This is a genomic window from Flavobacterium algoriphilum (assembly GCF_048158655.1).
GTDB classification, from domain to species: domain Bacteria; phylum Bacteroidota; class Bacteroidia; order Flavobacteriales; family Flavobacteriaceae; genus Flavobacterium; species Flavobacterium algoriphilum.
Genome location: NZ_JBLNKY010000001.1, coordinates 171,942 through 194,160, shown reverse-complemented (window position 1 = coordinate 194,160; position 22,219 = coordinate 171,942). Strand labels below are relative to the sequence as shown.

Sequence of the window (22,219 nt, the reverse complement as noted above, 5' to 3'; positions counted from 1 at the left end):
CAAAGTTTCTCATAGCATGATTATTTTATACAAGGGTAGAAAAAACAGCTTTTTTGTAAAAACCCAATGAGAATTGGACTTGGAGTACAAAGTTTCTCAGAGTATAAATCACAATGGTTCTATTCTCGACATGATTTTCTTCATTTTTTCGCCAGCAAATCATTCGGTCTTATATATTTCCTTAATTTTGCCGAAATATTCTGAAAAAGTGGGAAGCAAAAATAAATTAAAAAGGTTCAAGGAAAACGAAACATTCAACAACGTTTTTCAACCAACAAGAGAAGAAGTGGTAGGGGATTTATTTCCGCTTAAAGGAAAATGGAACTCGGAGTTCTTCAAAAATGAGAATCCGTTGGTGCTGGAATTAGGCTGTGGAAAAGGAGAATATTCAGTAGGTTTAGCCGAAAGATACCCAAATAAAAATTTTATAGGAATTGATATCAAAGGAGCGCGTTTCTGGCGCGGTGCCAAAACTGCGGTTGATACAGGACTTCATAATGTGGCTTTCATTAGAACCCAAATCGAATTAATCAATCATATTTTTGCGGAGAACGAAGTGGACGAAATTTGGATTACTTTTCCAGATCCACAAATAAAATACAAACGTACTAAACACAGAATGACCAATTCAGAGTTTTTGCAATTGTATAAAAAAATACTAAAAAAAGAGGGTGTTGTAAACTTAAAAACCGACAGTGAGTTCATGCACGGTTACACATTAGGATTGTTGCACGGTGAAGGACATGAAGTTTTGTACGCGAATCATAATGTGTACGTAAACGAGGGAAGTCCGGAGGAAGTCACTGCTTTTCAGACCTTTTACGAAAAACAATATTTGGAAATTAATAAAGCAATTACGTATATTAGATTCAAAATTAAAGAATAGTATTACGTTTAAAACTTGAATAGTTTCTGTTTTTTGAATGCAAAAAATTTCCCTATGAATTTAATCACATCTTTGTTTTTGGGTTTTGCTACGGCTTTTATTGGGATTACTCCACCAGGGTTGCTCAATATGACAGCTGCTAAAGTAAATTTAAAAGAAGGAAAAAGAAGCGCAACATGGTTCGTTTCAGGTGCTGTATTTATAATATTTTTTCAAGCCTATCTTGCGGTATTGTTTTCTCACTATATTGCTGATCGTCCAGATATTTTAATTTTGTTGCGTGAAGCTGGATTTGGTGTTTTTACATTGTTAACCATTTATTTCCTTTGGATTGCCAAAAAGCCAAAGATTAAAAAAGGGAAAATAAAAAAATACAGTAGCACAAAAAGGTTTTTTCTAGGAATGTTGCTTTCTGGGCTTAATTTTTTTCCTATTCCATATTACGTTTTTGTAAGTGTCACGTTGTCGTCTTACAGTCTGTTTTCTTATACAATGACCTATATTTTTGTTTTTGTTACTGGAGTGGTAATAGGATCTTCTTTAGTTTTTTACTGTTACATCACGTTCTTCCAAAAAATACAAAATAAGACGGATTATATCATTAAAAATATGAATACGATTATAGGATCTATAACCGGATTGATAGCTTTAGTAACTTTAATTAATATCATACGATATTATTTGAGGTAGTTTTAAAGTCTAAAAAGTAATGCCATTTTATTAGATTCCTGATCATGTCAAACGATAATTTTTTCGAACGAGTCTACGCCATCGCTAGGCAAATTCCTTATGGAAAAGTCACTTCTTATGGTGCTATTGCAAGAGCTTTAGGAACTGCGCGCTCTGCCAGAATGGTAGGTTGGGCGATGAATGCGTCACACAATATGGAAGATGTTCCGGCACATCGGGTAGTTAATAGAAAAGGGTTGCTTACCGGAAAACTTCATTTTGACGGAACAAATCTGATGCAACAATTATTGGAAAACGAAGGGATAGAAGTTGTGGATAACCAAATTGTGGATTTCGAAAATTTTTTTTGGCAACCCGAGGTCAGGCAAGAGTAATTTTACAATTTTGGAAGTTCACTGTCGTTATTGTTTGCGTTCTTTTTATTGTTTATTTCGGCGATTCTGATTAAATAGGCTTCGATGGTTTCCCGTTCTCCAATTGGAATGGTGTCCAATAAGCTGTTAAATCCATTAATTAAATTGGTGTATTTCTCAAATGTATCTTCAAGTAATTGGTCGTTTTTTGTTTCCCAATAATTTCCCTCATCGGTAAGATCAAAATTTTCAAAATATTTTTTGTTCAAATAATCAAAAATAGTGATTAGCTGTTTGTGAATTTCAGGACCGGCAAATTGTGTTTTTACTGACAAATAAGTATCGTCCAACTCATTTATGGAAGCCTTCGAAGATTCGAAATTATAATAAGCACACATTTTTCCATTGGATAGAAAAGTCAAGCAAACGACTTCACAATGGGGTGGATTAAAACAAATGCCGTAAACGGAATCATCATAGGAGTCAATAGTAAAAGCATGGCCTGGAAATGCTTCTTCAAAAACTTGAAATTTCCATTGGTTTGCCCGTGAAATGTCAGCCACCTCTTCAACCATTTTTTTTAAAAGTGTTGGATTTTTCAGTGCTCCCTTATAATGAAAACTTAATCCCATAATTTTTTCTTATAAATTTAGATTATAAATTTTGGTTTATTGGGTTAAATGAGGTTGTTTTTTAAATAAATTGAAAGATATATTGCTTACTCGTGAGGATTGATATTGGAAAATTAGGATGCTGAAATTGGCTAATAACTACCGTCAATTTCCACATCAATAAATGCAATATTAAACCTTTATAATAAGAACTTTTCATAGTATCTTTGTAATCTGAAATCAGTTTAAATAAAGATAATATTCTGGCACTACAGTGTCAATAGAAAACAATAAACTAAAAATGAAATTAGATAGGAAAGATATTCTTAAAGCTTTAGAAACGATTACTATAGCTGGAGAAGGAAAAAACATGGTTGAGAGTGGTGCAATAGCAAATGTAATTACTTTTGGCGATGAGGTTGTAGTAGATTTAGTATTACACACACCGGCGATGCACATTAAAAAGCGTGCGGAAGACGATATCAAAAAAACAATTCTTGAATTAGTGTCTCCCGATGCTAAAATCAAAATCAATAGTAAAGTTGAGGTTGCGGACAAACCAGAAATTAAAGGAAAATTAATACCTGGAATAAAAAATATTATAGGTGTTGCTTCTGGTAAAGGTGGAGTAGGAAAGTCTACCGTTACCGCAAATCTAGCAGTATCATTGGCCAAAATGGGTTTTTCAGTAGGGATTCTTGACGCCGATATTTACGGACCATCGATGCCAATCATGTTTGACGTAGAAAATGAAAAACCAGTCTCCGTAATGGTAGATGGAAAATCAAAAATGAAACCAGTGGAAAGCTACGAAGTAAAAATTCTTTCGATAGGATTTTTTACAGCGCCAAGTCAAGCGGTAATTTGGAGGGGACCTATGGCTTCCAAAGCATTAAACCAAATGATTTTTGATGCAGACTGGGGTGAATTAGATTTTATGTTGGTTGATTTACCACCAGGAACAGGTGATATTCACCTTTCAATTGTACAATCATTACCTATCACGGGCGTTGTAATTGTAAGCACACCACAAGCTGTAGCTTTGGCCGATGCTAAAAAAGGAGTATCTATGTTTATGTCGGAAGCCATAAATGTTCCTGTTTTGGGAATTATTGAAAACATGGCCTATTTTACACCGGAAGAATTACCTGAAAATAAATACTACATCTTTGGAAAAGAAGGAGCCAGAAATCTTGCAGAAGATTTAGAAGTTCCATTTCTTGGAGAAGTGCCAATTGTGCAATCAATCCGTGAAGCGGGGGATTATGGTCGTCCTGCAGCGATGCAAACAGGTTCAATTATCGAAACTGTTTTCGAAGAAATCACGAGAAATGTTGTGCGGGAAGTAGTAAGCAGAAACGAAAGTTTACCTGCTACCGAAGCTGTTAAAATTACAACTATGGCCGGTTGTTCAGCAGTAAAAAAATAGAAATTATCTTTAAATAAAGAAAATGACAACAGAAGAATTAACAATAGAAGTTCAAAAAGCACTCGAAGAAATCAGACCTTTTTTGAACTCTGATGGCGGAGATATTACGCTTATTTCCATCGAAGACGACAAACACGTAAAAGTGCGTCTTGAAGGAGCTTGTACCAGTTGCAGTGTAAACCAAATGACATTGAGAGCCGGTGTGGAAACCACCATCAAAAAGTTTGCTCCCCAAATAGAAACGGTTGTAAATATTCTATAAATGATTAGTGCGTGACCATTTTGAGAAAAAAGGCTACTCTAGATAACGGGTATTTGCCTTTTTTCTCAAAATGGTCGGGCTATCCGCGCTACTTTGGTAGCTAGCTTTTATCCCTCACGCAAAAAAAATCTGGATAGGAAAAGATACAATTGATTAACCAACCAATTCCAAATAGTAAAAAATGGATGTATTAATAAAAATTAAAGACAGAGAAGGAGTAGTGCATGAATTACAGGCTCCTACAGATATGGCCATGAACATCATGGAATTATGTAAAGCGTATGAACTGCCTGTTGAAGGAACTTGTGGCGGAATGGCCATGTGTGCTTCTTGTCAGTGTTATGTTCTAAATGATGTTGCATTACCAGAAATGGGCGACGATGAAGAAGCGATGCTCTCTGAAGCGTTCTACGTGAAATCAAATAGCCGTTTGGGCTGTCAAATTCCAATAACCGAAAGCCTAGAAGGATTAGAATTGGAGTTGGCTCCGGAAAATTAATTAAAAAAAAGGGCCTCGTTTTCAAAACGAGGCCCTTTTTTTATTTGGTATAGCTGCAAGCTAATCTCGAAGCATATCTTAAGCTAATTCCACATTCATCATTATGGTTTCTTCGATTGCATCCCAAAGACCGATGCGTTTTTCTAAAGCTAAAATCGAAATTTCTTCTACATCTGACCATTTTTGTGCATCAGTTCCGCAAAGTTCCGTTATCATTTTCATAGCCATAGGACCATGATCATCAGCATCTAGTTCGATATGTCTTTCGAAATAATAAATCAGCTTACTCAAATCTTTTTTAGGAAAATTTTCTTGAAAGTTTTTTAAAATTTCGGTGAACATACTCGGGATCAAGTCTTCTCTTCCAAAAGTAAAAGCAGCGGCAATTTCATGTGATTTTCCTTCTTCAATAACTCTGAAAGTAAAATCTAAAAATGCTTTAATATTAGGGTGTAAGTTACTTTTTTTAATAGCTACAAATATATTTTTAAGCGAATTGACTTCTGATAAGAATTGTTTAATGCCTGTTGTGTTTGCACCACAAGCTATCATCGCTTCAATATACATTTCATAATGACTTTGGCGACGACCGTCAATAGTCAAATCTGATTCTTCAGCAAGGACTATCTCGTTTATTAGATATCGGGTTTCTGGATTTTCTGTTGCAAACCACGGAGTTGTTGTGCAAGTTAACTTAGATTGGAGCGCTTTTAATAAGGACATGAAATCCCAAACTGCATACACGTGGCATTCTAGAAAACACTGTAAGTCTTCAATAGTTTTTACTTTTTTGTACAAGGGGTGTTGTAACAATAGTTCTTTTTGGGGCTGTATCCTATTGTTGACTGTTTCAATATTCATCGGTGGTATTTTTGTGTAAATATAAAAAAGCTTCTTGTTTCCAAGAAGCTTTTGTCATCAATTTTATAAATACTTTAATAGTCGTTCGATATTATTTGAAAGCTGAAATTCCAGTAATATCCATTCCTGTAATCAGTAAATGGATATCGTGCGTTCCTTCATACGTAATTACGGATTCTAGATTCATCATGTGACGCATAATAGAATATTCTCCGGTAATTCCCATTCCACCTAGTATTTGTCTGGCTTCGCGAGCAATGTGAATCGCCATATCTACATTATTTCTTTTGGCCATAGAGATTTGAGCTGTTGTTGCGCGGCCTTCATTTCTTAAAACGCCTAATCTCCAAGTCAATAGTTGTGCTTTGGTAATTTCAGTAATCATTTCAGCTAATTTCTTTTGTTGCAATTGTGTTCCTGCGATAGGTTTGTCAAACTGGATTCTTTCTTTAGCATAACGCAGTGCCGTATCATAACAGTCCATTGCTGCACCAATAGCACCCCAGGCAATTCCGTAACGCGCTGAATCAAGACATCCCAGCGGCGCTCCTAATCCAGATTTATTTGGTAATAAATTTTCTTTGGGAACTTTCACATTGTCAAAAATCAATTCCCCTGTAGAAGAGGCACGTAGCGACCATTTATTATGTGTTTCTGGAGTGGTAAAACCTTCCATTCCTCTTTCCACAATTAAACCGTGAATTCTTCCTTCTTCATTTTTTGCCCAAACAATAGCAATGTCAGCAAAAGGAGCATTGGAAATCCACATTTTGGCACCATTCAAGAGATAATGATCGCCCATATCTTTAAAGTTCGTAATCATACTTCCAGGATCAGAACCATAATTAGGTTCCGTCAGTCCAAAACAGCCCATGAATTCTCCGGTGGCCAGTTTTGGTAAGTATTTCATACGTTGTTCTTCGTTTCCGTATTTCCAAATTGGATACATCACCAAAGAGGATTGTACGGATGAAGTGGAACGAACGCCAGAATCGCCACGCTCAATTTCTTGCATGATTAAACCGTATGATATTTGGTCTAAACCTGCTCCACCATATTCTTCTGGAATGTAAGGACCAAAACCACCAATTTCCCCCAAACCTTTTATAATTTGTTTTGGAAATTCAGCTTTTTGGGCATATTCTTCTATAATAGGAGAGACTTCACGTTTTACCCAAGCACGAGCAGAATCACGGACTAATTTGTGTTCTTCTGTTAGTAAATCGTCTAGGTTATAATAATCTGGAGCTTGAAATAAGTCTGGTTTCATGGTTTGGTAATTTTTATGTGTCACAAATTTACACAAAGAAATATAACAAAAGCATTAATAAATGTTATATTTTTTTAATTTTATTCAAAATAACGAAATTTTACAATCAAATAAAGTGTTTGTTAAAGTATGATTTTAAAGGTAAAATCATGGACTACTAATTTACAATAAAATAGCTAATTCGTTTGGAATTTATTTTAAATAAGGGAGTTGGCGTATTTGGATAATATTCCCAATTACATTTTCAAGTAAAAATCTTTTGTCAATTCGATGTATTCCGGGGTGTATTGATGTCTCGAAGTTTCGATAATCAATTCATCAATAGTGATGGTAGGGGTTTCATTTCGGCTTAAAGCTAATAAACTGCGTTTGATTTCGGTAATTGGAGTTCCTTTTACCCGAGTAATTTTTAAAGGATATAATTCGTATGCTGCGGCAAGAGCCAAAAAAAATTCTTCTTCTTTAAAAGGAATTATGACGGAGAAAATACCGTTTTTAGAAAGTAGTAAAGCGGCCGCTTCGATTAAATCTTCAAAAGGCATTGCATCGGTAAAACGGGCTAAGTCGCGCTGTTCATTTTCGGATTTGTAATCTTCGGTGTAAAATGGAGGATTGGAAATAATTAAATCATATTCATCTTCAGGTTCTTCAACAAATTCATCCAAACCGGCATGAAAACAAAATAAACGATCACTCCAAGGAGAGTTTTCAAAATTATCTACAGATTGTTCGTATGCTTCTTCGTCGATTTCCAAAGCGTCAATTTGTTCTGCATTGCTTCTTTGCGCAAGCATTAATGCTATAACGCCTGTTCCGGCTCCAATATCTAAAATGCTAAATGGATTATTTTCAATTGGTGTCCAAGCGCCAAGTAAAACACCGTCGGTCCCAATTTTCATTGCGCAACGGTCTTGTTGTATTGAGAATTGCTTGAATGAAAACATAATGATTTAAGATTGAGGATTAAACGATTTTGACTTCAGATTTTCAAATAACCAAATAAACAAATCACCGTATAAACTTTATTACAGGTACATTTCAATAAGTCCTTCAGGTAAATCCATGATAACCTTTTTGTTTTCTCTGTCAATTTTCACAAGAAAATGGTCAATCATAGGAATAAGGATTTCTACATCACCGTTTAAAACCTCAAAAAGAGGTTGGGCAGTAGTGTCATTTATGGATTGGATTTTTCCAACAACGCCAAGGCGTTTGTCTTCAACTTCAAAACCAATTACTTCATGGAAGTAGAATTTATTGCCGGTAAGTTTTGGCAACATATTTAGAGGAAGATAAATGGCGTTGCCTATAATAGCATCGGCATCTTCTTCGGTATTCATGTCTTCAAAACGAATTCTAAGAAAGTCGTTTTTGTGCAGTGAACTGCTTTCAATAAAAAAAGGAACCAAGTGTTTGTTGCATTCAACAAACACTGATTCCAAGTTTTCGTATAACTCAGGTTCGTCCGTGTCTAAATAGGCAAGAACTTCTCCTTTGAAACTAAATTTTTTAGCGATTTTACCTAAATAGAAACAATCTTCTTTACGCATGTTCGCCTTCTAAAATTATGCTTCAGTTGTTTCGTTATTTTCTTCTGCAGCTGGAGCTTCTTCAGCTTCAACTTCAGCAACTTCTTCTTCAACAGCAGGAGTTGCAGCAGCAATAGCATCAGCTTCTGCTTGTGCAGCAGCAGCTAAACGTTTTGCGTTTACTTCTTGTTCTGCTTTGAAAGCTTTTGCTTTATCAGCAGCTTGAGCTTTAGTCAAGCCTTCTTTTTTAGCATCCACTTTTCCAGCTTTAGCTTCTAACCAAGCAGCTAATTTTGCATCAGCTTGTTCTTGAGTTAAAGCTCCTTTACGAATACCTCCATCAAGGTGGTGTTTCAATAAAGCACCTTTGTAAGAAAGAATTGCTTTAGCAGTATCAGTTGGTTGTGCACCATTGTGCAACCATTTTACTGCGCTATCAAGGTTTAATTCGATAGTTGCTGGGTTAGTGTTTGGATTGTAAGTACCTATTTTCTCTAAGTATTTACCATCTCTTTTTGAGCGAGCATCTGCTGCTACAACCCAGTAAAAAGGTTTTTGTTTTTTACCGTGTCTTTGTAATCTAATTTTTACTGACATAATCTTTTGATTAAATTTTGAGGTACTCGACCTCGATTAATTAAGGGTGCAAAGATACATTTTTTATCTATAAATACTAATTCGATTGGTATTTTAAAGAATGGTAATGTGTTAGAGTTGATTTGACGTGTGTTTTTCAACGCTATTTTGTTTTTTTTAGTAATAATATCATACTTTTGTTTGTTTAAAAATGCATTTTTATGAAAAAATATTTTTTGTTCATTGCTGCAATTTTTTCTCTAGTTTCTTGTCAGGAAGATGTTAGCTATAATAGTCCTTCTTTGCAGGGCGTAAAAGACAATGTGTTATGGAGAGCAGTTCAATCTAAAGCTACATTAGCTTCAGATGGATCTTTGCTAATTGAAGCCTATACTAGGAATGAAACTTTATCTTTGAAAGTAACTTCTACTAAAGCTCAGACTTATTTTTTAGGAACCAGTGAATCCAAAAAAGTAACTTATGTACTAACCGATGCCACAGGTGCTTTAATTACTTTTTCTACAGGTTTTGGTATTGGAGACGGTCAAATTGTGATATCGGATTATGATGGTATAAACAACACGGTTACTGGTACGTTTAAATTTAATGCAGAAAACACCTACAATAATCCGTTAGCTGGCGCTGTTTTAAATTTTCAACAAGGTGTTTTTTATAAAGTTCCTGTGAGCTCATTTGTTCAATAGATTAAGGCAAGTTGTCTTCTTAAAAGTCTTGAATTAGGTGCTTTATGATATTCTTTTTCAATTTATATTTAAAATAAAAAACATAAATAAGCTAATTTATAGTAGATTAGAATAAAAATAAGATTACATTTGTTTTATTATTTAAATAAGTACATATGAATATTTTTGTTGGAAGTCTTCCATTCAGTATTGAGGAAGCAGATTTAAGAGAGTCTTTCGAGGCTTACGGAGCAGTTGATTCAGTTAAAATCATTACTGATAAATTTACTGGAAGAAGTAAAGGTTTCGGTTTTGTTGAAATGACAAATGATGACGAAGCTCAAAAAGCAATAGATGAATTGAACGGAGCTACTGTTCAAGGTCGTGCAATTGTAGTAAACAAATCTGAGCCAAAGCCAGAAGGTGAAAGAAGAAGTTTTAACAATAACAGTCGTGGTGGAGATTCACGCGGTGGTTATGGTGGTGGAAACAGCCGTGGTGGAGATAACCGTGGTGGTGGAAACAGAGGAGGATATTAATATTTTTTTCTACAATATAAAAAAAGGTGTCAATTTTATTGACACCTTTTTTGTTTGATAGCTATTCTGTAGAAATGCAATACGTTGCATTTCTACAGAATTATATAATTGTTTTACAAATTTGCAACTAACCAGTCACCCACTTCACTAGTTTTATACGCTTTTGCATCTTTTCCAGCTAAATCCTCTGTTACAATACCTTGCTCTAATGATTTGTTAACGACTGCTCTGATTGCTTCTGCTTCTTCTTTTAATCCAAAAGCATCTTCAAACATCATTGCAGCAGATAAAACTGTCGCTAATGGATTGGCGATATTTAATCCAGTCGCCTGAGGATAAGAACCATGAATAGGTTCGTACAATGAGGTATGTTCCCCTACTGATGCTGATGGCATTAATCCCATAGAACCAGATATTACTGAGGCTTCATCCGTTAATATATCTCCAAATAAGTTTTCGGTAATCAAGACGTCATAAGAATTTGGCCATTGAACTAAACGCATCGCTACAGCATCAACAAATTCATAACTTACGGTTACTTCAGGATATTCTTTTTCCATAGCTTGTACTGTTTCTCTCCACAATCGGGATGTTTCCAATACATTTGCTTTGTCTACACAACATAATTTTTTTGAACGGGTCATAGCCAGTTCAAAACCTTTTTTAGCCAAACGTTGTACTTCAGCTCTTGTGTAAGTACAAGTGTCAAAAGCAGTTTCACCATCGTCTTTTCTTCCTTTTTCACCAAAATAAATTCCTCCGGTAAGTTCTCTTAAAAAGATTAAATCTGTTCCTTCAATACGTTCTCTTTTCAAAGGAGAGTTGTCAATCAAAGATGGGAAAGTAAATGTAGGACGTACATTAGCAAACAATCCTAGTTTTTTACGCATCAATAATAAACCTTGTTCTGGTCTTACAGGTGCACTGGGGTCATTATCATATTTTGGGTGCCCGATAGCTCCAAATAGAACGGCATCAGCAGCCATACAAATTTCGTGCGTTTCATCAGGATAAGGAACTCCAACAGCATCAATTGCACAAGCTCCTGTAAGAGCTGGAGTCCAATTGATTTCGTGGTTAAATTTTTTTGCAATAGCATCAGAAACTTTTACAGCTTCATTGATAACTTCTGGTCCAATTCCGTCTCCGGCTAAAAGGGCTATGTTAAATTTCATTAGGTATTTTTTAAATTAATATCGTTTTTTTTATTTATCGTTATTGGGGAGTAGTCACATTCAACATCTTTTGCGTAGCAATTATTGCGGCAACTGTTTGATCTGAATCTAATCCTCTCGTTTTAAATTCTTTTCCATGATTAGTCCAGGTAATTATGGTTTCGCATAATGCATCTGAGCTACTTCCTGGAGGAATTCGTACTGCATAGTCAATCAATTTAGGCAATTCCATTTTTTTACTTTTATAAATTTTTGCTAAAGCATTCATAAAAGCATCAAATTGACCATCACCTTGAGCATTTTCTTCAATGATTTCTCCATCAATTTTTAAACAGAGCGTGGTAGAAGGTCGCATTCCCTTGGCGTGAACCAATACATAAGACTCGACCACAATTCTCTCTTCGTAAGTCTGGCTGTCTAAAACATCAGAAATAATATATGGTAAATCTTCTTTGGTAACGGTTTCTTTTTTGTCGCCTAATTCAATAATGCGTTGGGTAACTAATTTGAGATCTTCTGGATTTAATTTCAACCCTAATTCCTGAAGGTTTTTTTCAATATTGGCTTTGCCAGAAGTTTTTCCTAATGCATATTTTCGTTTTCTTCCAAAGCGTTCCGGAAGCAAATCATTAAAATATAAATTATTTTTGTTGTCGCCATCGGCATGAATACCTGCTGTTTGAGTAAAAACATTGTCTCCAACAATAGGTTTGTTAGCAGGAATTCTATATCCTGTGAACGTTTCTACCAATTTACTCACAGAGTATAATGAAGATTCTTTTACGCTGATTTTTATTTCTGGTAAAAAGTCGTTGATTACGGCAACAGTACTTTCAAGCGGTGCATTTCCAGCACGTTCTCCCATTCCGTTTACGGTTACGTGAAGTCCTTGAATACCCGCTTTTACGGCTTCCATTACATTAGCGATACTTAAATCGTAGTCGTTATGCGCATGAAAATCAAAATGGGTATTGGGGTATCGCGCTATAATTTTCGAAATAAAATCAAAAGTTTCAGAAGGAATTAAAACGCCTAAAGTGTCCGGTAGTAAGACTCTTTTAATTCGTTGTTGGGTCAAAAAATCTAAATATTGAAACACATATTCAGGTGAATTACGCATTCCGTTACTCCAATCTTCAAGATAGACATTCGTTTCAATATTGTTTTCTTGAGCTAATGCAATGGCTTGAGCAATTTCGGTAAAATGTTGTTCAGGTGTTTTCTTTAATTGATGTGTTAAATGGTTGAGGGATCCTTTGGTTAGCAAATTTTGGACTTTAGCTCCGGCCTTTTTCATCCAATCTATTGAAAGTCCACCGTCTACAAAAGTTAAAACTTCGATTCGGTTAGAATATTCTTTCTCATTAGCCCAGTTCATTATCCCTTTTACACCTTGAAATTCTCCTTCGCTGACACGTGCAGAAGCAATTTCAATTCTATCAATATTTAATTCTTCCAGCAACAATTGCGCAATGGTTAGTTTTTCTGCAGCAGAAAATGATACTCCCGAGGTTTGTTCACCATCACGGAGCGTCGTATCCATTATTTCAATTTTTCTTTTTTCCATTATAAATCTGATGCTAAAAGCGGTTTCGACTTCTGTAATTTGAAATCTTGTTGTTGTATTTTATAAAATAGTAAAAAGCAGTTACTAAGCTAACAATAAAGTTGAGCTTACAGTAACTGCATTTTTATTGTTTGTTTTTAGTAAGGAAGCTTATTGGCAAACCCAACAATTTCTTCTTTGATGTTTTGTAAATAATCAATATCATCAAAACCGTTAACCATGTTGTCTTTTTTGTATCCAGAGATATCGAAAGATTCTTTTTGGCCAGTTGCTTTTAAAGTAATGGTTTGTTCCGGAAGATTTATTTCCAATTCTGTTTTTGGATCAGCTTCAATAGCATTGAAAATTGTTTCAGCAAATTCCGGACTAACTTGTACTGGTAGAACACCAATGTTTAAGCAGTTTCCTTTAAAGATATCTGCAAAAAAACTGGATACAACCGCACGAAATCCGTAATCGTAAACTGCCCAAGCTGCGTGTTCTCTTGAAGAACCCGAACCAAAGTTTTTTCCGCCTACTAATATTTTTCCACTGTAAGTTGCGTCATTCAATACGAAATCTGCTTTTGGAGTATCATCTCCGTTGTATCTCCAGTCTCTGAAAAGGTTGTCTCCAAAAGCTTCCCTTTTCGTAGCTTTCAAGAAACGTGCTGGGATGATTTGATCGGTATCCACATTTTCTATTGGTAGTGGCACTGCACTACTGGTAAGGATATTAAATTTATCGTATGCCATTGTTATTTATGATTTTTGATTAACGATTTATGATTTATGATTTTTGATTTACCTTAAGGGAAATGGAATCGTAATCGTTAATGTTATTTTGTATAATCTAAATTGTATTATTTAAGCTGAATGTTGTAAAAGACGCTACAATTTGTAGACTTAGCGAAATCTGAATTCAAAAATCGTTACTCTACATTCTCAAATCTTTTAAAACAAATCTCTTGGGTCTGTTAGTTTTCCAGTAACTGCAGCTGCAGCGGCCATAATTGGACTTGCCAATAATGTTCTTGAACCTGGACCTTGACGACCTTCGAAGTTTCTGTTTGAAGTACTTACCGCATATTTTCCTGCAGGTACTTTGTCATCATTCATCGCTAAACAAGCGGAACAACCTGGCTGACGCAATACAAAACCAGCTTCAGTAAGAATGTCCAAAAGGCCTTCTTCTTTAATCTGTGCTTCTACTACGTGAGAACCTGGTACCAACCAAGCGGTAACATTGTCTGCTTTTTTTCTTCCTTTTACAATTTCTGTAAAAGCTCTAAAATCTTCAATTCTACCATTGGTACAACTTCCTAAGAAAACAAAATCAATTGGTTTGCCAATCATTACGTCATTTTCTTCAAAGCCCATGTAAGCTAAAGATTTTTTATACGTTTCGGCGCCACCTTCTACTTGGTTAGCGCTTGGAATATTTTTTGAGATACCAATTCCCATTCCAGGATTTGTACCATAGGTAATCATTGGTTCAATATCTGCAGCATTGATGTTTAATTCTGCATCAAAAATTGCATCAGCATCTGTTTTTAATGTTTTCCAATACGCTACCGCTTTTGTCCAAGCCTCACCTTTTGGAGCATATAATCTTCCTTCTAAGAAATCGAATGTTTTTTGGTCTGGAGCAATCATGCCACCACGAGCACCCATTTCGATACTCAAGTTACAAACGGTCATACGGCCTTCCATAGACATGTTTTCAAAAACATCTCCTGCATATTCTGCGAAATATCCTGTACCTCCAGAAGTAGTTAATTGTGCAATTATATAAAGTGCAACGTCTTTTGGACCAACACCTTTACTCAATTCGCCATTTACGTTGATACGCATTTTCTTTGGTTTCGGTTGCATGATACATTGAGTAGCCATCACCATTTCAACCTCAGAAGTTCCGATACCAAAAGCAATAGCGCCAAAAGCACCATGCGTAGAAGTATGAGAATCTCCACAAACAATAGTGGCACCCGGTAGAGTAATTCCGTTTTCAGGACCTACTACGTGTACAATTCCATTTTTTTGGTGACCTAATCCCCAGTGAGAAATGCCATATTCTGCTGCGTTGTCTTCCAAAGCTTTTAGCTGATTGGCAGATAATGCATCTTCAACAGGTAAGTGTTGATTTATAGTTGGGGTATTGTGATCGGCAGTTGCAAAAGTGCGTTCTGGGTATAAAACCGTAATACCTCTTTCTTTTAAACCTAAAAAAGCTACAGGACTAGTAACTTCATGGATGAAATGACGGTCAATAAAAAATACGTCTGGTCCATCTTCAATTTTACGCACAACATGCGAATCCCATACTTTGTCAAATAATGTAGTACTCATTTTAAATATTTTTTAAGTGTATTTCTTCTTTTGCAACCTTAATTATTTGCATAAAGTTGTAACAATGGGAACAAATTTAAAAAAAGAAATAAGGTTGTCAATTTTAATATTTCATTTTATACGATACCCAAACTGTTTTTACAACACCTTACCTCTTCTGTTATAGGTTTGTAGTTTGAATGCCTTCTTTTTATTTTGATATTAAATTTCTTTTTAAAGCTATTTTTATTTTAAATAAGTCCAATTTGATAATTTGCAAATTTATCGCTATTTTGGTAGTAAATGAGGGGTTTTTAATTCAAAAAACATAATAAAACGAATTAAAATAGTAACAATTAACAAAATTAGCATTGTGTTTTATTTTCTATAGAACGCCTTTTTGTTGCTTTTTAGAGAACTAAAGAAGTGTTTTTTTTGTGCTTTTATTTCGATTTGTTTTGGTGAAATACTACGACATCCAAAAACACACAGTGCGTTTCTTTTTCTTTTCAATGAGGCGTTATTGAGCGATTTTGTGCTGAAAGATGAAGTGATTCGTAGGGTGATTCTTAACGATTATTTTGACTTTTTTTGTTCTGATTTAGGTGTTATTCTAGCTAAAAAAATCCTAAATTTGAAATTCATTTTTTGTGATTTTAAAGAATTACAAACACTTCAATTCCAGATATGTACTTAATATTCGATACCGAAACTACAGGATTACCAAAGCGTTGGGGCGCTCCCATTTTAGATACCGATAACTGGCCGCGTTGTATTCAAATCGCTTGGCAGTTGCACGATGATATGGGAAAACTCGTCGAGCATCAAGATTATTTGGTCAAGCCAGAAGGATTTAATATTCCGTATGACGCCGAAAGAATTCACGGTATTTCCACAGAATTGGCGGAAGCCGACGGAATTTCGTTGGCAGAAGTTTTAGAAAAATTCAATATCGCTTTAGGCAAAGCCAAATTCATTGTAGGTCAGAATTTAGGTTTTGACATCAATATTATGGGTTGTGAGTTTTATAGAATGGGAGTTGAAAGCCAAATGAGTTCGATGCCTATTTTGGATACGTGTACAGAAGTTACCGCTTCCTTATTGCGATTGCCAGGTGGTCGAGGCGGTAAGTTCAAACTGCCAACCTTAACCGAATTACATAGTTATCTTTTTAATAAACCCTTTGGTGAGGCACATAATGCTACTGCCGATGTGGAGGCAACCACGCGTTGTTTCTTAGAGTTAATTCGTCGCGATATTTTCACTAAAGAGGAACTCGATGTTGAAATTGGCTATTTTAAAGATTTTCAAAATAAGAATCCACACGAAATTCAACTGATTGGATTAAAGCATATTAATCTCAAAGAAGCGTCGGATAAAATTAGGCAGCAGTTTGGAGAAAAACAAGCGCCGGCAGTTTCCAGAGCAGCGCTTTCTGAGAATAAAAAGGTACTTGTTGATACGCCTTTCGTGCATTTACACAATCATACGCAATTTTCGGTGTTGCAATCGACCATAAGTATTGCGGCATTAGTAAAAGCGGCGGCGCAACAAAAAATGCCTGCGGTTGCCATGACGGACCATGCGAATTTGATGGGTGCTTTTCATTTTGTTCGCGATATTTTATACCATAATAAAGCCGCTGAAACCAAGAATAAAGCCGCTGTCGCAAATGGTGAGGAACCTACCGAAGTTACAATGAAACCGATTGTAGGTTGTGAGTTTTTTGTTTGTGAAGATCATAAAAATAAATCGGTAAAAGATAATGGGTACCAAATAGTACTTTTGGCGAAGACCAAAAAAGGCTATCATAATTTGGCCAAAATGTCTTCCATCGCTTATACGGAAGGATTTTATTATGTGCCAAGAATCGACAGGAAAGTCATTCAGGAATTCAAAGAAGATATTATTGTTTTGTCGGGGAATCTCTATGGCGAAATTCCAAATAAAATTTTAAACGTTGGTGAAAACCAAGCCGAAGAAGCCTTGATTTGGTGGAAAAACGAGTTCAAGGAAGATTTTTATATTGAAGTGATGCGTCACAATCAGGAAGATGAAAATCGTGTGAATGCGTCTTTGATTTCATTGGCGAGAAAACATGATGTTAAGATTGTTGCGACTAACAATACCTTTTATATAGACAAAGAAAATTCGAATGCACACGATATTTTGCTTTGTGTGCGTGACGGAGAAAAACAGACGACGCCAATAGGTCGTGGTCGTGGGTATCGGTATGGATTGCCCAATCAGGAGTATTATTTCAAGTCGGGAGAGGAAATGAAACAGCTTTTTGCGAATTTACCCGAAGCAATTTCGAATATTTCGGAGATTGTGGATAAAATTGAAATTTTCGATTTGGCGCGGGAAGTTTTATTGCCAAAATTTGAAATACCGGTTGAATTTAATAATCCCGAAGATGCAGTTGATGGTGGGGTGCGAGGTGAAAATGCGTATTTAAGGCATTTGACTTTTGAAGGAGCCAATCGCAGGTATCCTGAAATCACCGAAGAAATTCAGGAACGATTGGATTTTGAATTACTGACAATATCCAATTCTGGTTATCCCGGATATTTCCTGATTGTGCAGGATTTAATTGCTGAAGCGAGAAGTATGGGGGTTTCTGTAGGGCCGGGAAGGGGATCCGCAGCGGGATCGGTGGTGGCGTATTGTTTGAAAATCACCAATATCGACCCGTTGATGTACAACCTGCTTTTTGAGCGTTTCCTGAATCCCGATCGTGTGTCACTTCCCGATATTGATATCGATTTTGATGACGAAGGACGAAGCAGCGTAATGGATTATGTGATCAGGAAATACGGTTCAAAACAAGTGGCACAAATTATCACGTATGGTAAAATGGCAACAAAATCGGCGATTCGAGATACCGCTCGTGTGCTGGATTTGCCTTTGTTCGAAGCCGATAAAATTGCGAAGTTGATTCCGGGTATGATGCCGTCCAAATGGAATTTAGCGCGATTTTTAAATGAAAAAGAAGATGTAATCAAGAAGGCCGTTCGTCCCGAAGAATACGATAAAATAAAAGAATTAATAGGTCTTGCTAATGAGAGTGATTTGGCTGGAGAAACCATTCAGCAGGCCAAAGTTTTAGAAGGAAATCTTAGAAATACAGGAATTCACGCCTGTGGAGTGATTATTACGCCAAGTGATATTACGAATTTTGTTCCGGTTGCTACAGCCAAAGATTCGGATCTGTATGTGACGCAATTTGATAACTCGGTAGTAGAAAGTGCCGGTTTGTTGAAAATGGACTTTTTGGGTTTGAAAACCCTGACGCTAATAAAAGACACGGTCAAATTAGTAAAATACAGAACCGGAATTGACCTGAACCCCGACGAATTTCCTATTGATGATTTGAAGACCTACGAGCTTTTTCAGCGAGGAGAAACGGTGGGAATTTTTCAATATGAGAGTCCGGGAATGCAGAAATACATGAAGGAATTGAAGCCAACGGTTTTTCCCGATTTAATTGCGATGAATGCCTTGTATCGTCCAGGGCCGATTGCCTATATACCTAGTTTTGTAAAAAGGAAAAACGGTGAAGAGGAAATTATTTATGACCTAGATGCCTGCGAAGAATTACTAAAAGATACCTACGGAATTACCGTTTACCAAGAGCAGGTAATGCTTTTGTCCCAAAAATTGGCAGATTTCTCCAAGGGTGATGCGGACGTTTTGCGTAAAGCGATGGGAAAAAAGCAAAAGGACGTTTTGGACAAAATGAAACCCAAATTTATCAGTCAGGCTGCCGCCAAAGGGCATGCCGAAGATAAGCTAGAGAAAATTTGGAAAGATTGGGAAGCTTTTGCGGAATACGCGTTTAATAAATCACACTCGACTTGTTATGCATGGATTGCATATCAAACAGCATTTTTGAAAGCGAATTATCCTGCTGAATATATGGCTGCGGTTTTATCTAATAATATGAGCGATATCAAGCAGGTTTCGTTTTTTATGGAAGAATGCAAGCGTATGGGATTACAGGTTTTAGGACCCGATGTGAATGAATCGTTTTATAAATTTACCGTAAATGATGATTATGCGGTGCGTTTTGGAATGGGTGCCGTAAAAGGGGTGGGATCTGGAGCTGTGGCTACGATTGTGGAGAATAGAAAAGATGGAAGATACAAATCGATTTTTGATTTGACCAAACGTATTGATTTGCGTGCAGCCAATAAAAAAGCATTGGAGAATCTGGTTTTGGCTGGAGGGTTTGATTCGTTTTTAGGAACGACACGAGCGCAATATTTTCATGATGATGGCGATGGAATTACTTTTTATGAAAAAGCGATTCGGTATGGGGCGAAGTTTCAGGAAAATGAAAATTCATCGCAAGTGAGTTTGTTTGGCGATACCAGCGAAGTACAAATTGCAGAACCGGTGGTGCCACCCTGTGAGGACTGGAGTACGATGGAAAAACTCGCCAAAGAAAAAGAGGTTGTTGGAATTTATATTTCAGGACATCCGCTGGACGATTACAAATTTGAAATGAAACATTTTTGTAATGCCAAGTTAGAATCATTAAAGAATATGGAACTTCATGTGAGTAAAAACCTCGCATTTGGTGGGATTATCAATAATGTGCAACATCGTGTGGCCAAAAACGGAAAAGGCTGGGGAATATTCACTTTGGAGGGTTATGACGAAAGTTATGAGTTTCGAATTTTTGGGGAGGAGTATTTAAAGTTCCGCCATTTCTTTATTCAAAATAATTTTACCTTCATGAAAGTATTGGTCAAAGAAGGTTGGACTGACCGCGATACCGGGAAAAAAGGGGAGCCAAGATTACAATTTGTGGAAGTAAAGCAATTGCAAGATGTTTTGGAGACTTTCGCTAGAAAATTAATTGTACTATTAAATATAAAGGATTTAGAAAATGATTTTATCCATAAATTAAGCCACCTTTTTCAAGAGAATAAAGGGGATAATACGGTTACTTTTGAAATCATGGAATTGGAGAAAACGAAACGACTTGTTGCTGTTGCTCCTGTAGAAATAGAAAATGAAGAGGTAGCTTTTGTCGACGAGAATGAAGATTCTGAAATGGGAGCTCTCGAAATTCCAGAGGCAAATACTGTAGTAAAAGTAGAAGAAGTCGAAGAAATTAAGGTTGTAACCAAATTGACTATGCCGAGCAGAAAATTGAAAATTAAAATCTCCAACGAATTGCTGGTGGAGTTAGAGAAAATGCAGATTAACTTTAAGTTGAATTAGAGCACAATGCCATAGCCCTGATAGAAGTGGAAATCCTTTTACAACCCAGTCCGGGTTTCGAACCCGGACTGGGTTGTAAAAGATTGAAACGAATAGCAGGAAAAAGCTCCTAATATTTACTGAAAATAGCAATTGACAATACACTTATAATCAAAACTAATTTACGAATGGCATTTGATTAGTTTTTAATTTCTAAATTTGTACTCAAGATTGAAACTATAAACCTTTAAATAAAAAAATATGGCATTAGCAATAACAGACGCTACTTTTGATGAAGTAGTTTTGAAATCAGACAAACCGGTAATGGTGGATTTTTGGGCAGCATGGTGTGGACCTTGTAGAATGGTTGGCCCAATCATTGATGAAATCAGCGAAGAATACGCTGGGAAAGTAGTCGTAGGAAAAGTAGATGTTGATGCAAATCAAGAATTTGCTGCAAAATACGGAGTGAGAAATATTCCAACAGTGTTGGTTTTTCATAACGGAGAAGTAGTAGGGAAACAAGTAGGAGTTGCTCCGAAACAAACCTACGCGGATAGTTTAGACGCTTTGTTGTAATCGGTAGATTATGATTTACATAGAATCTGTACGGATTCAGATAAAAGGTTTGGCGAAAGTCAGACCTTTTTTTTGTTTAAGCTGAAATTATTTTAGCTTCTCGATTTGGTTTTATTTCTGTAATCTTTTAATTTTTAAATCATTCCATCTTTTACTACATTTGAGATATGAAGATCGAATCGCAAATAGAGAAAATTTCCAGTTTTCAGCATCTTGAATTGCTGGCCAATCAGGTTGTGGAGGGTTTTATTTCGGGAATGCATAAAAGTCCGTTTCATGGATTTTCGGCTGAATTTGCCGAGCATAAAGTCTATAACGTAGGCGAAAGCACCAAACACATCGATTGGAAACTGTTTGCCAAAACAGATCGTTTGTACACGAAACGATTTGAGGAAGAGACTAATTTACGGTGCCACATCATCATCGATAATTCCTCCTCGATGCATTATCCTAAATTAAATGACACTCAGCAATTCTATGAAAACAAAATTGGTTTCTCAGTTTTGGCTTCGGCCGTTTTAATGAATCTTTTAAAGAAGCAACGCGATGCTGTTGGACTAAGTGTTTTTTCAGATAAATATGAGTACTACGCGCCTGAAAGAGGCAGTGATCGGCATCACAGGATGATTTTGAATGCACTTGAGGGGCTGCTGATAAAACCTACAATCAAAAAAAGCACGGACACGGTAACATTTCTACATCAAATAGCGGAAAAAATCCACCGTCGGTCGATGATTATCTTATTTACGGATATGTTTCAGTCCGGTTCTGACGTGTCGGGAGAAGAAGCGTTGTTTAATGCACTGCAACATTTGAAGCACAACAAGCATAAAGTGGTTTTATTTCATGTTGTGGATAACAAAACGGAGTTGAATTTTGACTTTGACAACGCACCCAAGAAGTTTATTGATGTCGAATCGGGTGAGGAAGTAGCAGTTTTTGCAGATAATGTAAAAGAAGAATATGAAAAACAGGTAGAAAGTTACTTTAAGAAGCTAGCGCTAACCTGCGCGCAAAACCGAATAAAGTACATTCCGGTAGGTGTAAGTGAAAGTTTTGAAAAAATTTTAATGACATACTTAGTTGAAAAACAAAACTTTGGGTGATACGGTGAATTTTTATCAAATATTTTTTCAAAAAACGCTTGTGTAAACGGAAATCTATTGTATCTTTGCCACCGCAATAAAGCAGCA

The 22,219-nt window shown here is 36.1% G+C and carries 21 protein-coding genes; 11 read left to right on the top strand and 10 right to left on the bottom strand.

Going from position 1 to position 22,219, the window contains the following annotated elements; all coding sequences use genetic code 11:
* Positions 1-208 precede the first annotated feature (208 nt).
* Genes trmB through ACM55G_RS00835 form a run of 3 tightly spaced genes read left to right on the top strand, consistent with a single transcriptional unit; the run spans position 209 to position 1,950 of the window.
* Positions 209-886, top strand: a complete 678-nt coding sequence (trmB, locus tag ACM55G_RS00845; protein WP_416842765.1) for a tRNA (guanosine(46)-N7)-methyltransferase TrmB — start codon at positions 209-211, stop codon at positions 884-886.
* 54 nt (positions 887-940) lie between these two features.
* Positions 941-1,576: a LysE family transporter gene (locus ACM55G_RS00840; protein WP_416842001.1), complete on the top strand. Its 636-nt coding sequence runs from the start codon at positions 941-943 to the stop codon at positions 1,574-1,576.
* A 44-nt stretch (positions 1,577-1,620) separates the two neighbouring features.
* Positions 1,621-1,950, top strand: coding sequence for an MGMT family protein (locus ACM55G_RS00835; RefSeq protein WP_416842000.1), 330 nt, complete (start codon positions 1,621-1,623; stop codon positions 1,948-1,950).
* Positions 1,951-1,952: 2 nt separating this feature from the next.
* Here ACM55G_RS00835 and ACM55G_RS00830 read toward each other — a convergent pair whose 3' ends face one another.
* Positions 1,953-2,561 carry a hypothetical protein gene (locus ACM55G_RS00830; RefSeq protein ID WP_416841999.1) on the bottom strand — a complete coding sequence of 203 codons (609 nt, stop codon included), beginning with the start codon at positions 2,559-2,561 and terminating at the stop codon, positions 1,953-1,955.
* Between the two features lie 280 nt (positions 2,562-2,841).
* Here ACM55G_RS00830 and ACM55G_RS00825 point away from each other — a divergent pair, with 280 nt between their 5' ends.
* The 3 genes from ACM55G_RS00825 (at position 2,842) to ACM55G_RS00815 (ending at position 4,730) form a co-directional block, all read left to right on the top strand.
* The gene (locus ACM55G_RS00825; RefSeq protein WP_416841998.1) at positions 2,842-3,969 is read left to right on the top strand and encodes an Mrp/NBP35 family ATP-binding protein; all 1,128 of its coding nucleotides are present in this window, start codon (positions 2,842-2,844) and stop codon (positions 3,967-3,969) included.
* Positions 3,970-3,991: 22 nt separating this feature from the next.
* Entirely contained in the window at positions 3,992-4,231 is a 240-nt protein-coding gene (locus ACM55G_RS00820) for a NifU family protein (protein ID WP_073205171.1), read from the top strand.
* Between the two features lie 181 nt (positions 4,232-4,412).
* The gene (locus tag ACM55G_RS00815; RefSeq protein WP_035668621.1) at positions 4,413-4,730 is read left to right on the top strand and encodes a 2Fe-2S iron-sulfur cluster-binding family protein; all 318 of its coding nucleotides are present in this window, start codon (positions 4,413-4,415) and stop codon (positions 4,728-4,730) included.
* A 78-nt stretch (positions 4,731-4,808) separates the two neighbouring features.
* Here ACM55G_RS00815 and ACM55G_RS00810 read toward each other — a convergent pair whose 3' ends face one another.
* The 5 genes from ACM55G_RS00810 to ACM55G_RS00790 form a co-directional block, all read right to left on the bottom strand.
* Positions 4,809-5,591, bottom strand: coding sequence for a DUF3050 domain-containing protein (locus ACM55G_RS00810; RefSeq protein WP_416841997.1), 783 nt, complete (start codon positions 5,589-5,591; stop codon positions 4,809-4,811).
* A gap of 91 nt (positions 5,592-5,682) precedes the next feature.
* A complete protein-coding gene (locus ACM55G_RS00805) occupies positions 5,683-6,861 on the bottom strand; it encodes an acyl-CoA dehydrogenase family protein (protein ID WP_416841996.1) in 1,179 nt (392 codons plus the stop codon).
* A 236-nt stretch (positions 6,862-7,097) separates the two neighbouring features.
* Positions 7,098-7,805: a tRNA1(Val) (adenine(37)-N6)-methyltransferase gene (locus ACM55G_RS00800; protein WP_416841995.1), complete on the bottom strand. Its 708-nt coding sequence runs from the start codon at positions 7,803-7,805 to the stop codon at positions 7,098-7,100.
* 81 nt (positions 7,806-7,886) lie between these two features.
* Complete coding sequence (gene rimM / locus ACM55G_RS00795; RefSeq protein WP_143387899.1) at positions 7,887-8,411, bottom strand: ribosome maturation factor RimM; 525 nt, start codon at positions 8,409-8,411, stop codon at positions 7,887-7,889.
* A gap of 15 nt (positions 8,412-8,426) precedes the next feature.
* On the bottom strand, positions 8,427-8,987 hold the full coding sequence (locus ACM55G_RS00790) for a 30S ribosomal protein S16 (protein ID WP_035668607.1): 561 nt from the start codon (positions 8,985-8,987) through the stop codon (positions 8,427-8,429).
* Positions 8,988-9,187: 200 nt separating this feature from the next.
* Between ACM55G_RS00790 and ACM55G_RS00785 the strand changes: the two genes are divergently transcribed.
* Together ACM55G_RS00785 and ACM55G_RS00780 are read left to right on the top strand one after the other, a co-directional pair.
* The gene (locus tag ACM55G_RS00785; RefSeq protein WP_416841994.1) at positions 9,188-9,670 is read left to right on the top strand and encodes a DUF6252 domain-containing protein; all 483 of its coding nucleotides are present in this window, start codon (positions 9,188-9,190) and stop codon (positions 9,668-9,670) included.
* 155 nt (positions 9,671-9,825) lie between these two features.
* Positions 9,826-10,188, top strand: coding sequence for an RNA recognition motif domain-containing protein (locus tag ACM55G_RS00780; protein ID WP_035668600.1), 363 nt, complete (start codon positions 9,826-9,828; stop codon positions 10,186-10,188).
* 113 nt (positions 10,189-10,301) lie between these two features.
* Here the strand turns inward: ACM55G_RS00780 and leuB are convergent, their stop codons facing one another.
* The 4 genes from leuB to leuC form a co-directional block, all read right to left on the bottom strand.
* Complete coding sequence (leuB, locus tag ACM55G_RS00775; RefSeq protein ID WP_416841993.1) at positions 10,302-11,363, bottom strand: 3-isopropylmalate dehydrogenase; 1,062 nt, start codon at positions 11,361-11,363, stop codon at positions 10,302-10,304.
* A 40-nt stretch (positions 11,364-11,403) separates the two neighbouring features.
* Positions 11,404-12,930, bottom strand: coding sequence for an alpha-isopropylmalate synthase regulatory domain-containing protein (locus ACM55G_RS00770; protein ID WP_416841992.1), 1,527 nt, complete (start codon positions 12,928-12,930; stop codon positions 11,404-11,406).
* Between the two features lie 137 nt (positions 12,931-13,067).
* Entirely contained in the window at positions 13,068-13,664 is a 597-nt protein-coding gene (gene leuD, locus ACM55G_RS00765; protein WP_416841991.1) for a 3-isopropylmalate dehydratase small subunit, read from the bottom strand.
* 198 nt (positions 13,665-13,862) lie between these two features.
* Positions 13,863-15,257, bottom strand: a complete 1,395-nt coding sequence (gene leuC, locus ACM55G_RS00760; protein WP_416841990.1) for a 3-isopropylmalate dehydratase large subunit — start codon at positions 15,255-15,257, stop codon at positions 13,863-13,865.
* Positions 15,258-15,923: 666 nt separating this feature from the next.
* On the opposite strand from leuC, the gene dnaE reads away from it, so the two are divergent.
* From dnaE to ACM55G_RS00745, 3 genes are all read left to right on the top strand, one after another.
* Positions 15,924-20,468, top strand: coding sequence for a DNA polymerase III subunit alpha (gene dnaE / locus ACM55G_RS00755; RefSeq protein WP_416841989.1), 4,545 nt, complete (start codon positions 15,924-15,926; stop codon positions 20,466-20,468).
* A 240-nt stretch (positions 20,469-20,708) separates the two neighbouring features.
* Complete coding sequence (gene trxA / locus ACM55G_RS00750; protein WP_035668578.1) at positions 20,709-21,026, top strand: thioredoxin; 318 nt, start codon at positions 20,709-20,711, stop codon at positions 21,024-21,026.
* Between the two features lie 167 nt (positions 21,027-21,193).
* Entirely contained in the window at positions 21,194-22,132 is a 939-nt protein-coding gene (locus ACM55G_RS00745; protein ID WP_416841988.1) for a DUF58 domain-containing protein, read from the top strand.
* The last annotated feature ends 87 nt before the right edge of the window (positions 22,133-22,219 follow it).

Coding starts and splice junctions, on each gene's coding strand:
- ACM55G_RS00785 (WP_416841994.1), top strand. CDS start 9,188: ATGAAAAAATATTTTTTGTTCATTGCTGCAATTTTTTCTCTAGTTTCT.
- ACM55G_RS00770 (WP_416841992.1), bottom strand. CDS start 12,930: ATGGAAAAAAGAAAAATTGAAATAATGGATACGACGCTCCGTGATGGT.
- ACM55G_RS00790 (WP_035668607.1), bottom strand. CDS start 8,987: ATGTCAGTAAAAATTAGATTACAAAGACACGGTAAAAAACAAAAACCT.
- trxA (WP_035668578.1), top strand. CDS start 20,709: ATGGCATTAGCAATAACAGACGCTACTTTTGATGAAGTAGTTTTGAAA.
- dnaE (WP_416841989.1), top strand. CDS start 15,924: ATGTACTTAATATTCGATACCGAAACTACAGGATTACCAAAGCGTTGG.
- ACM55G_RS00800 (WP_416841995.1), bottom strand. CDS start 7,805: ATGTTTTCATTCAAGCAATTCTCAATACAACAAGACCGTTGCGCAATG.
- ACM55G_RS00830 (WP_416841999.1), bottom strand. CDS start 2,561: ATGGGATTAAGTTTTCATTATAAGGGAGCACTGAAAAATCCAACACTT.
- ACM55G_RS00820 (WP_073205171.1), top strand. CDS start 3,992: ATGACAACAGAAGAATTAACAATAGAAGTTCAAAAAGCACTCGAAGAA.
- ACM55G_RS00805 (WP_416841996.1), bottom strand. CDS start 6,861: ATGAAACCAGACTTATTTCAAGCTCCAGATTATTATAACCTAGACGAT.
- ACM55G_RS00815 (WP_035668621.1), top strand. CDS start 4,413: ATGGATGTATTAATAAAAATTAAAGACAGAGAAGGAGTAGTGCATGAA.
- ACM55G_RS00840 (WP_416842001.1), top strand. CDS start 941: ATGAATTTAATCACATCTTTGTTTTTGGGTTTTGCTACGGCTTTTATT.
- ACM55G_RS00825 (WP_416841998.1), top strand. CDS start 2,842: ATGAAATTAGATAGGAAAGATATTCTTAAAGCTTTAGAAACGATTACT.
- leuB (WP_416841993.1), bottom strand. CDS start 11,363: ATGAAATTTAACATAGCCCTTTTAGCCGGAGACGGAATTGGACCAGAA.
- ACM55G_RS00810 (WP_416841997.1), bottom strand. CDS start 5,591: ATGAATATTGAAACAGTCAACAATAGGATACAGCCCCAAAAAGAACTA.
- leuC (WP_416841990.1), bottom strand. CDS start 15,257: ATGAGTACTACATTATTTGACAAAGTATGGGATTCGCATGTTGTGCGT.
- ACM55G_RS00835 (WP_416842000.1), top strand. CDS start 1,621: ATGTCAAACGATAATTTTTTCGAACGAGTCTACGCCATCGCTAGGCAA.
- rimM (WP_143387899.1), bottom strand. CDS start 8,411: ATGCGTAAAGAAGATTGTTTCTATTTAGGTAAAATCGCTAAAAAATTT.
- ACM55G_RS00745 (WP_416841988.1), top strand. CDS start 21,194: ATGAAGATCGAATCGCAAATAGAGAAAATTTCCAGTTTTCAGCATCTT.
- leuD (WP_416841991.1), bottom strand. CDS start 13,664: ATGGCATACGATAAATTTAATATCCTTACCAGTAGTGCAGTGCCACTA.
- ACM55G_RS00780 (WP_035668600.1), top strand. CDS start 9,826: ATGAATATTTTTGTTGGAAGTCTTCCATTCAGTATTGAGGAAGCAGAT.